The 14348-nt window shown below is 60.6% G+C and carries 14 protein-coding genes; 7 read left to right on the forward strand and 7 right to left on the reverse strand.

Translation table 11 applies throughout. The features are described from left to right. The first annotated feature begins 289 nt into the window (after positions 1 to 289). The 5 genes from EOS_RS32120 to EOS_RS32140 all read left to right on the forward strand — a co-directional run bounded on the left by EOS_RS32120 (position 290) and on the right by EOS_RS32140 (position 5503). Positions 290 to 1696 (forward strand): sigma-54-dependent transcriptional regulator, encoded by a 1407-nt coding sequence (locus tag EOS_RS32120; RefSeq protein WP_047896240.1) that lies wholly within the window; start codon positions 290 to 292, stop codon positions 1694 to 1696. A gap of 336 nt (positions 1697 to 2032) precedes the next feature. Continuing rightward, positions 2033 to 2290, forward strand: a complete 258-nt coding sequence (locus EOS_RS32125) for a hypothetical protein (RefSeq protein ID WP_326972960.1) — start codon at positions 2033 to 2035, stop codon at positions 2288 to 2290. Between the two features lie 199 nt (positions 2291 to 2489). Beyond that, positions 2490 to 2753 carry a hypothetical protein gene (locus EOS_RS32130; RefSeq protein WP_047896241.1) on the forward strand — a complete coding sequence of 88 codons (264 nt, stop codon included), beginning with the start codon at positions 2490 to 2492 and terminating at the stop codon, positions 2751 to 2753. Positions 2754 to 2964: 211 nt separating this feature from the next. Continuing rightward, complete coding sequence (gene otsA / locus EOS_RS32135; RefSeq protein ID WP_047896242.1) at positions 2965 to 4407, forward strand: alpha,alpha-trehalose-phosphate synthase (UDP-forming); 1443 nt, start codon at positions 2965 to 2967, stop codon at positions 4405 to 4407. A gap of 214 nt (positions 4408 to 4621) precedes the next feature. Continuing rightward, positions 4622 to 5503, forward strand: coding sequence for a YihY/virulence factor BrkB family protein (locus EOS_RS32140; RefSeq protein WP_047896243.1), 882 nt, complete (start codon positions 4622 to 4624; stop codon positions 5501 to 5503). A gap of 54 nt (positions 5504 to 5557) precedes the next feature. Here EOS_RS32140 and EOS_RS32145 read toward each other — a convergent pair whose 3' ends face one another. Next, positions 5558 to 7042 (reverse strand): RNA polymerase factor sigma-54, encoded by a 1485-nt coding sequence (locus EOS_RS32145; RefSeq protein ID WP_047896244.1) that lies wholly within the window; start codon positions 7040 to 7042, stop codon positions 5558 to 5560. A 372-nt stretch (positions 7043 to 7414) separates the two neighbouring features. On the opposite strand from EOS_RS32145, the gene EOS_RS32150 reads away from it, so the two are divergent. Continuing rightward, positions 7415 to 7747 carry a BON domain-containing protein gene (locus EOS_RS32150; protein ID WP_047896245.1) on the forward strand — a complete coding sequence of 111 codons (333 nt, stop codon included), beginning with the start codon at positions 7415 to 7417 and terminating at the stop codon, positions 7745 to 7747. Positions 7748 to 7936: 189 nt separating this feature from the next. Here EOS_RS32150 and EOS_RS32155 read toward each other — a convergent pair whose 3' ends face one another. The 5 genes from EOS_RS32155 to EOS_RS32175 all read right to left on the reverse strand — a co-directional run bounded on the left by EOS_RS32155 (position 7937) and on the right by EOS_RS32175 (position 11982). Next, positions 7937 to 8389: a PA2169 family four-helix-bundle protein gene (locus EOS_RS32155; RefSeq protein WP_047896246.1), complete on the reverse strand. Its 453-nt coding sequence runs from the start codon at positions 8387 to 8389 to the stop codon at positions 7937 to 7939. A gap of 385 nt (positions 8390 to 8774) precedes the next feature. Continuing rightward, positions 8775 to 9401: a membrane protein gene (locus tag EOS_RS32160; RefSeq protein WP_047896289.1), complete on the reverse strand. Its 627-nt coding sequence runs from the start codon at positions 9399 to 9401 to the stop codon at positions 8775 to 8777. 56 nt (positions 9402 to 9457) lie between these two features. Then, complete coding sequence (locus tag EOS_RS32165; RefSeq protein ID WP_047896247.1) at positions 9458 to 9814, reverse strand: DUF1488 family protein; 357 nt, start codon at positions 9812 to 9814, stop codon at positions 9458 to 9460. Between the two features lie 178 nt (positions 9815 to 9992). After that, complete coding sequence (locus EOS_RS32170; RefSeq protein WP_047896248.1) at positions 9993 to 11360, reverse strand: MFS transporter; 1368 nt, start codon at positions 11358 to 11360, stop codon at positions 9993 to 9995. Between the two features lie 118 nt (positions 11361 to 11478). Further along, positions 11479 to 11982 (reverse strand): YbhB/YbcL family Raf kinase inhibitor-like protein, encoded by a 504-nt coding sequence (locus EOS_RS32175; protein WP_047896249.1) that lies wholly within the window; start codon positions 11980 to 11982, stop codon positions 11479 to 11481. Between the two features lie 339 nt (positions 11983 to 12321). Here EOS_RS32175 and EOS_RS32180 point away from each other — a divergent pair, with 339 nt between their 5' ends. Then, complete coding sequence (locus tag EOS_RS32180; RefSeq protein ID WP_200908728.1) at positions 12322 to 13728, forward strand: sensor domain-containing diguanylate cyclase; 1407 nt, start codon at positions 12322 to 12324, stop codon at positions 13726 to 13728. A 30-nt stretch (positions 13729 to 13758) separates the two neighbouring features. On the opposite strand, the gene EOS_RS32185 is transcribed toward EOS_RS32180, so the two are convergent. Beyond that, entirely contained in the window at positions 13759 to 14235 is a 477-nt protein-coding gene (locus EOS_RS32185) for a hypothetical protein (protein WP_235443026.1), read from the reverse strand. Between the last annotated feature and the right edge of the window lie 113 nt (positions 14236 to 14348).

Here is a 14348-nt window from a genome sequence, read left to right on the forward strand (position 1 = left end):
CATGACGTAAGCGGACTATTCGAGACGCACGCCTTGGCGTGCGTTTCATTTTAATAAAGCCTTATAATCGACTGACTCACAGTAATAATTTTGCTAAATGGCAATAATTGCCCGATGCAGTCAGGCGCCATTCGCGAAACCGGAAAGTCTTTCATCTTTCGGCATACTTGAGTTTCTCTCAGTGCGCATTCGACCTGGTGGCGCGCAGTTCTTTTAGCACCGTCCCAGAGACCTCCACGACGCCTTCTGCGTCGCGTGACCCTCAACGCTTTGGATAAATTCGAGACGCATGCCACACGTATTGATTGTCGATGACGATCCCAGTACCCGCGAGGCACTAGCCGCGATCATCGGCGAAGACGGACTGACGACAGCCACAGCGGGCGATCTGCGCGAAGCGCGGATTCAGCTTGTGCGCCAGACACCGGACGTTGTATTCACGGACCTCAAATTGCCCGACGGTTCGGGTGTCGATCTGTTCGAGGATCTCGATCCCCGATCCGGCGTGGAAATCATCGTCATCACCGGACACGCGACAGTGGAGTCGGCGGTCAACGCGCTGAAGATGGGCGCGACGGATTACCTCGTCAAACCCATCAACATGCAGCGCGTCAAGGCGATCCTGAGCCGCCTGCCGCGTCCCGGCGACCTCAAGGCCGAGATTGGCACGTTGCGAGGCGAACTACGCCGCATGGGCCGCTTCGGCCTCATGCTTGGCAATTCTCCCGCGATGCAAACCGTCTACGACCAGATCGGCCGTGTGGCGCCTACGGCAGCGTCGGTGCTGCTGATCGGCGAATCGGGCACGGGCAAGGAAGTCGCCGCGCAGACGCTTCACGAGCTGAGCCTGCGCCGCAAGCATTCGTTTATTGCGGTGAACTGCGGGGCGATCTCGCCGAACCTGATTGAATCGGAGATGTTCGGGCATGAGCGCGGCTCGTTCACCGGCGCGGATCGTCAGCACAAGGGCTACTTCGAACGCGCGAACGGCGGCACGCTATTCCTCGATGAAATCACCGAGATGCCGATCGAATTGCAGGTGAAACTGTTACGCGTGCTCGAGACGGGCATGTTCATGCGGGTCGGCACGACGAAAGAATTCGAGACCGACGTGCGCCTGATCGCCGCGACCAACCGCGATCCGGAGCAGGCCGTACTCGAAGGCAAGTTGCGGCTCGACTTGTATCATCGGCTCAACGTGTTCCCGATCAACCTGCCGCCATTGCGCGATCGTGGCGCGGACGTGGAGTTGCTGGGCCAGGCGTTCCTCGACGAACTCAATTCACGCTACAACACCAAGAAGACGTTTCCGCCCTCGGTGCGCGACATGCTCGCGTCGTATCCGTGGCCGGGTAATGTACGCGAGCTGAAGAACTACGTGCAGCGTGCGTACATCATGTCGGGCGCCGAGTCCGACAGTACCGCGACTGTGCCGTTGCAGATCTCGCTGGCGAAGCCATCGGCGGGAACCGCGGTCACCATTCCATTCGGCACGTCGCTCGCCGAAGCGGATCGTCAGTTGATCCTCGCCACGCTCGAACAGTGCGGCGGCGTGAAGACGCGGGCAGCGGAGATCCTCGGCATCAGCCTGAAGACGCTGTATAACCGGCTGGTCGAATACGGCGAGGACGCCGCGAACAAGGCGGCCGAAAACGAAGCCAGCGAAGTAGGCGACGGCGGTACCGGCAGCCGCTAATACCAGGGCTCAGGGTTTTCAAGCCGGCGTAACGTTCGGCAACGAGCAGTAGGTGAGTCAAACGCCCGTGTCATTGGGACATCGAAAGATGTCTGCTTTGGACGGGCGCTTTTCATTGGCGCTCGCGAATGCAGCGCCGATAATGTCAAAAGGCCCGTGGGTTGATCGGAGCGGTACCAGAACTCGGGGCATGGCCTTTGCTGCGACTGAATCGCTTGGCTCGTGCGAGGTCCGGCACCTTGCAGACATCGAGCTAATCTCGAGAGTCCTTGGCCGGATCGGCCGCTGCGTCAGATCCGCACGAGTGTCATCATCATAAGATCCAGGGAGCCCGCCATGACCGATCTCGCCTCGCTTCAACGCCAGTCCCGCACGTCATGCTTCGCGTCACGCTTCATGGCGGTCCACGCGCAAACACCGCAGCCGCCTGATCCACCGTTCAATCCCGACACGCCGCCGTCGCCCGATCCGCAAGAGCCGCCCGACACGATTCCGGATCCGACACGCGAGCCGCCGTCGCCGCCGGGTCAACCGATCGGCGATCCGCCTCCGGGTCCGAACGAAACGCCGCACTTCTCAGGCACGTTGCATTGAACCTGAATTTTTTCACCGGGCCTTGTCAATTCGCCGGCTCGCAGAGGTTTTGAACATATTTCCATGATGCTGTAGGCATTACAACGTATTGCGCAAGAGTGACCGGATAGATGTGATGTGTGCGGTTGTTTTTGCTGGATTTTGTTGGTAATCCGCCGCCGAACTTGTTCTCCGACGGCCTTCTCTTCTGGAGGCATCCATGAGGCACCCCGCACTCCGTCGTTCAGCACGCCATTCATCGAAGCGTGAAGCGCGGCCCGATCCGGCCAAAATGACCCCACCCGACGTCGCCGCAGAGTCAGGTAACCCGGCCAATCCAGGCAGCCTGCAAACGCCGCACGATCCCGCCGGACAGAACCGTCCGGCCCCGGGCGTGCCGCCGGACGGCGACCACAACCAGGGCGGCATACGGAAGGAAGGAATCGATTACCAGCGGGATCTCGGGTCGGAACAGGACGCCTGAATCACGTCGATGCAAGCTTTTTATGCGATGCGCGCCACCATGAAAATCTTCTGCATGGCGCGCTATAACCGCTTGTTTTTGTTTGTCTGTCACATTTATACACAATTTTTATTTTCCAAATTGTAAAAAAGGCACGTGTCTTGCATTGGTAAGTCGGTCAATTCGAACGAGCAACCGAACGAGCAACGACAACTGATGAGGTGAAGCGGTAATGAGCAGATTGATCGTGGTATCGAATCGCGTCGCACCGATCCAGGAAGGCAAACCTGCTGCAGGTGGTTTGGCGATCGGTGTCCTGGACGCGCTGAAGGAGACAGGCGGTGTGTGGTTCGGCTGGAGCGGCGAGATTGTGGGTGAGGCATCGGCGCCGGTCATCGAGAAGCGTGGCAACGTGACGTATGCGACCGTGGGGCTGACCCGGCGCGACTACGACCAGTACTATCGCGGCTTTTCCAACGCCACGTTATGGCCGACATTCCACTACCGCAACGACCTGTCGCGGTTTGATCGTGAGGAATATGCCGGTTACGCGCGGGTGAACGAGGCGCTGGCGAGGCAGCTCAAACCGCTGTTGGAACCCGACGACATCATCTGGGTCCACGACTATCACTTGCTGCCGTTTGCGCAGGAATGCCGGGCGGCGGGCATCAAGAATCCCATCGGCTTTTTCCTGCACATCCCGTTTCCGGTGCCTGAAATCCTGCGTACGGTGCCGCCGCACGAGGAGTTGATCAAGGCGATGTGCAGTTACGACGTCGTGGGTTTCCAGACTGAGGCGGACAAGCAGTCGTTTGTCGATTACATCGAACGCGGGCAGTTGGGGCATCTCAGCGAAGACGGGATGCTGCAGGCGCATGGACGCATGTTGAAGGTCGGTGCGTATCCGATCGGCATTTATCCGGACGCCATTGCGAAGGCCGCCGAGCAATTTTCGAATCGCAAGCCGGTGAAAAGCCTGCGCGACAGTTTGCGCGGGCGCAAGTTGATCATGAGCGTGGACCGGCTCGATTATTCGAAAGGGCTCGCCGAGCGTTTCCAGGCGTTCGAGCGTCTGCTGCTGCATGCGCCGGGATGGCATGGGCGGGTGTCAATGGTGCAGATCGCGCCGCCAACGCGTTCCGATGTTCAGACGTATCAGCGCATCCGGCAGAACCTGGAGGGGGAGGCCGGGCGTATCAACGGCCGTTTTGCGCAGCTCGACTGGACTCCGATTCAGTATCTCAACCGCAAGTACGATCGCAGTCTGCTGATGGCGTTGTTCCGCTTGTCGCAGGTCGGGTACGTCACGCCGTTGCGCGACGGGATGAACCTGGTGGCGAAGGAATATGTGGCGTCGCAGGATCCGGCCGATCCGGGGGCGCTTGTGCTGTCGCAGTTCGCGGGCGCGGCGGATCAATTGCCGGGCGCGCTGGTGGTCAATCCGTTCGATTTATCGCAGATGTCGGAGGCGCTGGAGCGGGCGTTGTCGATGCCTCTGGCGGAGCGTCAGGCGCGTCATACCGACATGATGGCGCCGTTGCGCGAGAACAATCTATCGGTGTGGCGCGATTCGTTCCTGACCGATTTGCGGAGCGTGGCGACGGCGGCATCGGTGACAAAGAAAGCGGTGAGCCAGGTGACCGAGGCGAAACGCCCCGCCCGCGTTTCGAGCTAAGTATCGAGCTGTGCACGTAAGACAAATCCAGCCCCGCGCCGATAAAACGCCGCGGGGTTTTGCGTTCATTGGACAGACAGGACCGGGAGAGTCATAAAGTAAGACATACTAAATAAATGAACTAAACTGCCGCTGCAAACCCAGAGGCCCAAGGGAAAACCCGAAATCCGCGCTACCATCGCAAGAAAAGCAAAACTTGCGGGAGCGACACGCCTTGAACACAGCAGCAAAAGACGGAAGACTGAAATCTTTCTGGTCCTGGATCCAGGACCCGATCGTCCAATGGTCGCAGGACCACTGCGTCATGTTTTCTGCGGCGATCGCGTTTTTTGCGGCTTTCTCGCTAGCTCCTACTCTCGTGATCATCATCGCTGTGGCGAGCATTTTCTTCGGCGCGGATGCGGTCCAGGGGCGTCTGTTCGGCGAAATAGCTGACGTAGTAGGCGCAGATGCGGCCCATGGCCTGGAAGCGATCGTTGCCAACGCGTGGCATGCGGACATCGCAACGCGCACTGCGATCGTATCGGGCGTCGGCGTGCTGGTGGGGGCATCGGCGACCTTTTCATCGCTTCATACCGCACTCAACGTCATCTGGCCGGCGCCCATCGCGAGTACTCGGGAAAGCATCCTGGCAATACTGCGAGTCCGCGCGATCTCCTTCGCGTTCGTCCTGGGCGCGGCCTTGCTGATTGTCGCGTTGCTCGTACTCGACGCCCTCGTGGTCATCGTCGGTCAGTGGGTGCTGGGCACGAGCGGCTCGTCTTTCCTGATCGCGGCACTGGCGCAGAGAGCCATCTCCCTGCTGATGATGGTACTGGCCTTTGCTGTGTTGCTTAAATTCCTGCCCAGCACGCGCATGCAATGGCGCGACGCCGCGCTCGGCGCGCTGACCGCGGCGTTGCTGTTCGAATGCGGCAAACGGCTATTTGCGTTCTACCTGCAGCACGCGGGCATGACGAACACCTTCGGCGCAGCGGGGTCGCTCGCGGTCATCCTGATGTGGCTGTACTACTCGGCCGCGGTGTTCCTGCTGGGCGCGGAAGTCTCGGCGATGGCCGCGCGCAGACGCACGCAACGAGTCTCCGGCTGGCGATAAAAAAGCGCCCCAGGATTTCTCAAAGGGCGCTTTTTTCAGGCAACAATAAAATCATCAAGCCCGACGCAATTCCGCCGGCGGCACCTTCATCAGATGGCGATACTTCGCCACCGTCCGGCGCGCCACGATCACTCCCTGATCCGCCAGCATCTTGGCGAGGCTCACGTCGGACAGCGGATCGCTGCTGTTCTCCTTTGCGATCATTTCCTTTAGCAAGGCTCGCACGGCGGCGGCCGAACACGTACCGCCGCTTTCGGTGCTGAGTTCGCGCGGGAAGAAGTGCTTGAACTCGAAGATACCGCGTGGCGTGGACATGTACTTGTTGCCCGTGGCGCGGGAAATGGTCGATTCATGGAGTTCGAGTTCATCGGCGACATCGCGCAGCACCAGCGGCTTCAGCGCGATTTCCCCGTAGTCGAAGAACGCCTTCTGATGCGAGACGATACATTCCGCCACGCGCTGAATCGTCGTGAAGCGCTGCTGCGCGTTACGGATCAGCCAGCGTGCTTCCTGCAATTGCTGAGCAAGCGGCGAGCGGCTTGTGCCCGCCGACTGCGCGAACAATTCGGCGTACATGCGATGAATACGCGCGCGGGGCAGCACGGCCGGGTTGATCGTCACGACCCAGCTCTTCTTGACCTGGCGCACGATCACGTCGGGCACGACGTAATTGTCTTCCGCCGCACCGTAATTCGCGCCGGGCTTGGGATCGAGTTTGCGCACGAGCGCGCAGGCAATGCGCAGTTCTTCCGCACTGCAGCCAATCTTCTTTTGCAACTCGGCCTGCTCACGTCGCGCGAGCCGCTCCAGATGATGCGCGGCGATCTCGAGAGCGACATCGCGTCCCGGTGTTTCCGGACACAACGCCTCGAGTTGCAGCGACAAGCATTCGGACAAGGTACGCGCGCCGACGCCCGGCTTCTCGAGCGATTGCACGAGCTTCAACGCAATATTCAACTCGACCTCGGACAACGCCGGCTCGATATCCACCAGCTCCGACAACTCCTGCAAGTCCTGACGCAGGTAACCATCGTCATCAAGGGCTTCGATGATGAGCTGCGCTACCGCGCGGTCGCGATCGTTGATGGGATAGAGCCGCAGCGTATCGTGCAGCGTTTCATGCAACGAGGGTTCGACGCGAACCCAGTCGGCCGGGTCGGAGCCTTCGCCGTCGCCATTATTGCGGGTGGAGGTCCGGCCGAACGGATCGGATGAGAACTCGTTCATCGAGTCCTCATGCGACTGTGAATCGCTGTTGTCCGCCACATCGGCGTTGCTCTCGGCGGCCATCGGCACATCGGCGGGCGCGTTCTGATCGCTTGCCATGGGTGGGTCGCCCATGGAGTTACCGTTATCGGTAGAGAGTGCGTTGTCTTCCGCTTGCGTCTCGTCGTATTCGAGGAAGGGATTCGTATCCAGGGCGTTGCGCAATTCCTGCTGGAACTCGAGCGACGAAAGTTGCAGCAGACGAACCGATTGCTGGAGGCGCGGCGTGAGCGCAAGACTTTGCTTGGTACGTAGTTCGAGGGAAGGCGGCATTGCGTGTTGTTCCTCAATGTTGGGACTTTTGTAGGTCCTTTACGAGCAACAGTCATGCCATGCGCGTCGCAGGGCGCGTGAGCGCTAGGTTTCAACGCGATTTCCTTTGGCCGGCGGCATCGCCGGGCATTCGATCAAGCCCCGACGGCGCGCACTTTTTACACGCGCGCAGGCAAAAGGACTGCGCGTGTTGTCTGTGGTGCGGCATGCTATTTGCGGCTGACATCGCTACTAGCGGCGCGTCGGCGCTGCCGGTATGAAAACGAGCAGGTCTTTGCAGCGCTTATGCTGCGGCCGTACGAGGCGGCCTGCGTTCAATAAGACAGCGAGAACACCCGCAGTTTTTTAAACCGTATAGAAGGAGAGAAACCTATGAAGTCGACCCAGATCCTGAAGGCAGCCGGCAGTATTGCGTGTGTCGTGTTTGCGCTCAACGTCAATGCGCAAGCCGCCACCACATCAACGGGTGCCTCCACGTCGATAGGTACAAAGGTTGATGACACGGCAATCACGACCAAGATCAAGGCCGAGTTGCTGGGCGCGAAGAACGTGAAGTCCACGCACATCCATGTAAAGACGCGGGCTGGCGTTGTATCGCTGACGGGCACGGTGCCGTCGTCTGAAGACAAGAGCGGCGCGGAAGATGTGGTGTCGAAGGTGGATGGCGTGGCGTCGGTGCGCAATCACCTGAAGGTCGTTCAGTAAGTGTTTTAGCGAAACGGGCAGCATGGTTGCTGCCCGTTTGTTTTATTGGTGTTGGCGGTAGCAGGGTGATCGCGGAATTAAATAAATAAGAAGTACGAATTTTGATACCAGTTGTAACCATGCGCATTGGTGTAAAAAAGCCGCCACGTTTTTCAGCGTAGCGGCTCGACTGCAGCATACGAGCAACGATTACGGCTTAGCGGGCGTGTATTGGTCGCGCAGATCGCGAATACGGTCGTGGTTTTCGATCACGCCCTGGTATTGGCGCTCCACGACGGCACGCACGTCGGCGGGCAGTTCCTTGTCCAAGGCATCCCGATAATTTTTCTTCGCCACATCTTCGCCGCGCTCGCATTCGGAGAGGATCGCGTGATCGGTACGGTGCGCCACTGCCGACTTGACATCGACCCAGCCGCGATGCAACGCGCCGCCGACCGTGCCGCCGGTATGCGGTTTTCCGCCTAGCCGCTGAACCACATCCTGCAACTCGCGTGCGCCTCGGGCGCAGTCTTCCGCGCGACCGTTGAAGAGTTGCTTCAGGGTGGGATCCTTGGCGTCTTCGGCGGCCTTGAGGAAACCCTTCTCGCCGTCCTTCGACGTTTCAACCAGATCGTTCAGTACGGATACGATATTAGTGCTCATATGAACCTCCTGTGAGTGATCGAAGATGGCCCGCGGTCCTCTTTTGCCGTGGACTACGGTCGAGAAGAGAGACGCAACAGCCGTGCCAGCTACTGCGAAACCGGAAGCGCCCGGCGCCGCGAATCAGCGTACAAAGATGGGGCATGACGCACGCCTCCAGGTTACCGGCGCGAGCGCAAGAATTGCTCAGCAACCGAGAGGAAAATGTGCAGCATTTGCTCTCCTAACCACCGCCAAAATTTTCTACTGGAGAAGCAATGACCCTCCATGCGCGCGAGCTTCTCGCGTTCAACTTTGGGTGTAATTAGCAGGGTTCCGAAAACATAAAACAACGGAAAAGCCGCTCGCGACGTTCAACGAGTGGAGCGGCCCAAATCACCCGGTCTTATGCACGCGGTTCCGCAAACTCACGAACCGGTTCGGGCGGTTTGACGGGATCGAAATCGGCCCAGCGGCCATTTCGCCATTGCCCCGAAGCACGTTCGACTTCCTTGCCGCCCGCGTCGCGAAGAATGGCTGCTGCTTCCGCCTGCAATTCCGGCGCAACGTGAACGGCGACGACTACGCCGGAGTGCCGAGGGTCGACGGCATTCGCCGAACCATGATTGCCGGTGCTGGCTTCGGTGCCGGCCGCCGTGCGTGTGCGGGCCGCCGTGCGTGTGCCGGAGCGCGCATGCACCATGGCGCCGACGAGCGATCCGACATACGCACCCGCGCCGGCGGCCAGAACGGCAGCCAGCCAGGGCGCTTTGAACAGCACGAACAAAGCCGCGCCGACGATTGCCCCGAGTACCGCGCCGATCGTGACGCCTTTGCCCGCACCCTTCGATACCTCTTGCGCGCTTGCGTCGGCGTGGTAGCCGCCACCCGTGCCGATCAGTCCATGCTGACCGCTTGGGGCGACATAGAACAGCGTGACATCTTCTTCGAGAAACCCGCGCGCGAAGAGGCGCTGGGCGGCGGCTTCGGCTTTGGGAAAGGTTTGAAACCGTCCTGCAATGATCAGCGACATGAGGACCTCCGGGAAGCGTTTGAATCCGTGAACCGATGACGGATGGACCGCCGCGGTCATTCCGGTTCCATGCCCGCAACGCGGAACAATCCGCTACGTAATACGACGCTCTGTCCGCTATTGCTGTCAAGGGCTTCCGCGCACACCGCGCGGATTCGCGCGCGGCCCCGTTCGAACGCGGGCAGCAGATCGTCTTCCCGTAGGGATACGGCGCCAAAATGGTCCTCGAGCGCTTCGGCGGAGATGGAACATACCACCGGCTGAGCATCGACGAGGGCAGTGAAGTGAAGCGCGAAATCGTCGCCGTCATAGGTCGGCGGGTCGTCGGAAAACTGGATGTGCATGGTCGAGTCCTCATAGACTGGCCGCGGATCCGGAATGGTTGAGGCGAGCGAACCAGACGCGGCGGTCATGATGTCACGCCCTTGTAATCGTGGAGGGAATCAGCCATGCAACAAGCTCCTTAGTGCAGCAAACGAACCGGCTCCGGTGTGCAGAGCCTCGCTCGCTCAATTCAGCAAAGGGTGTGCCTAATGGTTTTGGAATGGGCTTTGGAATGCCTTTGAACGCGGGACCGGATTGGCGATGGATTCAGGCGATCGCAGGTGTCTTGCTGCGCGAAATACGCATCAGGCTGACGAGCGCCGCCGCTGCGGCGAACCCCGCCGCGACGACCAGCGCGATGGTCGCGCCGTGCTGCGGCGCAATACCGAAGATCAGCGCGACGAGCGCCGCGCCCAGTGTCTGTCCGGAGAGCCGCGCGGTCCCGAGCATGCCGCTTGCACCGCCGCTGCGACTACGCGGCGCCGATGACAACATCTGGCGATTGTTCGGTGACTGGAACAGACCGAAGCCCAGCCCGCACAGTGCCATGCGCCACGCGATATCGAAGGGCGCGGGATGCGCTCCGGTCGTCGCGAGCAGCAACAAGCCGAGGGTCATGAGGGCCAGCCCGATGCCACCCAGCGCGCCTGCGGAATAGCGGTCGGAAAGCATGCCGGCGAGCGGTGCAATAAACACGATCACCAGCGGCCACGGCGTCATCAGGAAGCCCGTCTGAACCTGGCTCATGCCAAACGTGTTTTGCAGCAAAAACGGCAGCGAGACGAACGTCAGCATTTGCGCGGTGAACGAGCAGAACGACGTCGCGATCGACAGCGCGAACACGGGGATTCTCAGCAGATCGATGGGCAGGAGCGGCGCGCTTTGCGTCAGTTGCCGCCGCACGAAAAAGTATCCGATCAGGCCTGCTACGAGAAACTCGGCGATCACGTACGGACGATGTTCACCATGGCCGAGTCCATCGATAGCAGTGATCGCGAGCCCGAATACTGCCGCGTTCATCAGCGCGCTGAGATAGTCGTAGGGTTGCCGGTGTCCTGGCGTGCGCGGCAACGCTTTCCAGCCCAAGGCTAACGCAGCGATGCCGATGGGCACGTTGATCGCGAAGAGCCACGGCCACGGTGCGACCGCTAGCACGCCGGATGCAACCGTCGGTCCGATGACCGCCGAGATCGCCACCACGGAGGCGTTGATGCTGACGCCGCGGCCAAGATGCTCGGAGGGATAGATCATGCGCACCAGCGCCGTGTTGACGCTCATGATGCCCGCCGCGCCGAAGCCTTGTATCACGCGTGCAATAGCCAGCGATGTGAGAGATCCCGAGAGCGCGCATCCGAACGACGCGATGGTGAAGAGCGCGAGTCCCGACATGTACACGCGCCGGTAGCCTATCCGGTCGCCGAGCGAGGCGAGCGGCAGCAGCGAGACGGTGATGGCGAGCTGATATGCGTTGACTACCCAGATGGAGTCGGCGGGACTCGCGTTCAGATTGCGGGCGATGGTGGGAAGCGCGACGTTGGCGATAGCGCCATCGAGTACGGCGAGCGTGATGCCGAGCGCCACGACCAGGATGGCCCAATAGCGCTGGGGAAGAGGAAGGCCTTGTTCTGGGTCCATCGGTAGGGAAGGAGAGGGGGGCGGCGAAGTGTAAGGCTCGCGCCTTTCAGACGGTTTACTTCAAAAGGGCCGCGCGGCGTTAAAGCGGATGCTGACGCGCGGACCTTGAGCCCGGTGCTTATTTCAACTGATACAGGCCGGTGTAGGTAGCCGAATCGATCTCGTTCAGATGCGTCATGAAACGCGCGACCGCGTTGGTCGCAGTGATATCGAGCGGCAGGTGCTCCGCTGTCAGCGCGTGGATCCGGAAGATGTAGCGATGCGGCTTGTCGCCACGCGGCGGCGCAGCGCCGCCGAAACCGACCGTGCCATAGTCGTTGTGCAGTTGCAGCGCGCCGGCTGGCAGCAGGCTGCCGTCGGCCTTACCGGCGTTTTGCGGCAGCGAGCGTGTTTCCACCGGAATGTTCACCACGATCCAGTGCCAGAAACCGCTGCCGGTGGGCGCGTCGGGATCGTAGACGGTGAGGGCGAGGCTCTTGGCATCGGCCGGCACGCCGTCCCATTGCAGCGCGGGCGAGATGTTCTCGCCATTTACGCCGAATGCTTGCTGATCGAATTCGTGATTCTTCGAGAGATGACCGTTGGCCGCGAATTCATCGGACCAGATTCGAAAGTCAGCCATGGAACGTGTCTCCTTTGATGGGGTTGAAGATACCGGCGTGGACCGGTGCTGAGCTGTTCACGCGTGCGCGTGGGCCGTACACCCGCGGCAGTTCAGCGCCCTCGTGCAGCAAACATGCCTGAGGTCCGTTCATTGTTGCTCAAAGCCGCCGCCGGTGCGTCCTATGAACTTTTACGTCTAGGTTTTTTCCGCCACGTCTGCGCATAAAATGGCGGAGCCGGGCATTTCAAGCTCGATTATCGGAAAAGGATGGACATGCCGAACAACCAGGGGCGCGTTTTGCAGAGTGCGGCGACGGCGTCGACGACGGCATCGAGTGTACCGGCGGACGACGCCGATATGTTCGACCTCGCGCCCGTTTCGCTGTGGCTCGAGGATTTCAGCGCCGTGCGTGAAGTGTTCGAAGGCTGGCGCGCGCAAGGTGTTGTCGATCTGCGCGCTTTCCTGCGCGAGGACACGGCGCGGATTGCCGAGTGCTCGTCGCGCATCCGGCTGATCAAGGTCAACCAGCGCACGCTCGCGCTGTTCGGCGCGAAGGATATCGATCATCTGGTGCTTAATCTCGGCGCTGTTTTCCGCGACGACATGCTGCTCACGCACGCCGACGAACTCGAGCAACTGTGGTCCGGCAAGTCGAGATTCGTGAGCAAGACAGTGAACTACGCGCTCGATGGCAAGCGGCTCGACGTGTTGCTCAAAGCGGTGATCCTGCCCGGCCACGAAGCGACCTGGGACCGCGTGCTGGTCACTGTGGAAGACATCACGGAACTCGAGGACGTGCGCCGCAAGGCCGCGCTGAGCGAGCTTTATGCGCGTGGCCTGTTCGAGCATTCACCCGTGTCGCTGTGGGTTGAAAACTTCAGCACCGTGAAGGCGCTGCTGGACGATATTCGCGAACGCGGGATTGTCGATTTCCGGACCTTCACAAATGTGCATCCGGAATTCATCGAGCGCTGCATGCAGGAAATCCACGTGCTCGACGTGAACCAGCACACGCTGACCATGTTCGGGGCGCGCGATAAAGCCACGCTGCTCGGCCGCCTCGGCGAAGTTTTCCGCGACGAGATGGTGACCCATTTCCAGGAGCAGCTCATCGATCTCTGGGACAACCGCCTGTTCCATCAGCGCGAGGTGGTCAACTATTCGCTGGAAGGCCAGCAGTTGAATGTGCATCTGCAATTCTCGGTGTTTCCCGGCCACGAAGCCGATTGGGACCTCGTGCTCGTCGCACTCACCGACATCACCGCGCGCAAGAAAGCGGAGGCGTACCTCGAGTTCCTCGGCAAGCATGACGCACTCACGAAGCTGAAGAACCGCTCGTTCTACATCGATGAAATGAACCGGCTGGAGCGTAAGGGGCCGTTCCCGGTGACCGCGGTGGCGGTGGACGTGAACGGCCTCAAGACCATCAACGATCAACTCGGTCACGCCGCCGGCGACGCGTTATTGCGGCGCGCGGGCGAGGTGCTCAGCAAGGCCGTGGAAAAGCCGAGCCATGCAGCGCGCATTGGCGGCGACGAGTTCGTGCTGCTTCTGCCGGGTGTGGACGAACGCGGCGGCGCCGCGGTGATCGACAGCATCAGGCAACTGGTCGAGGTCAACAACCAGTTCTACTCGGGCATGCCCTTGAGTTTTGCAATGGGCGCAGCCACCGCGCAGGATGGCGAGCGGCTCGAAGTCATGATGCAACGCGCCGACGCCGCCATGTATGCCGAAAAGCGCGCGCATTACGGCGCATCCGGCTGAGCGCGCTACGCCTGGATCAACAGGCGCGGCTCACTTCGTCGTTTCATCGATACCCCGGGTCAGCGCCGGGCATGCCTCGCCGATCTCCTTTGCATACTCGGCGGGGTTGCTGGTTTTCAGCGCCGCGAAGCGATCGACTGTCGATTGCGCTTCCTTGTAGCCGAGATTCCACTCGCCGTCGAAGTCGGGCGCAGCGGGAAAACTCTTGCGTGTCATGGTCTTGAACTGTTCGACCTTCGTGCGGTCGATGTGGCAGATATCGATGGCACCGCGTGCAATGTTTGCGCTCGTGCGCACGCCTTCAGCCGCGAGACTTTGTGGCGATGGCGGCGGCACTGCGGGATGGCCCGGCGGCAGCGCTTGAGCGGAAAATGGCTGCTGGGCAGGCGCGTTTTGTGCGGTGGCGTTCAATGACACGGTGCACGCGAGAACGCACGCGATGAAGACCGGTTTGAACGTCGGGTTGAGGGCCAACGCAAAACGCGGCATGGCTTGCTTGAGAGTCATTCGATTCCTTGTGAGGGCGTGCAGCCAGGGTCTGCAAAATTCTGCGGAAGTATAGCGAAACCCCGGTGAAACCCCTTGAAACAAGGGTTTGCGCGGAGAATTCCTACGCGATG

It is taken from the genome of Caballeronia mineralivorans PML1(12) (genome assembly GCF_001028175.1).
GTDB classification, from domain to species: domain Bacteria; phylum Pseudomonadota; class Gammaproteobacteria; order Burkholderiales; family Burkholderiaceae; genus Caballeronia; species Caballeronia mineralivorans.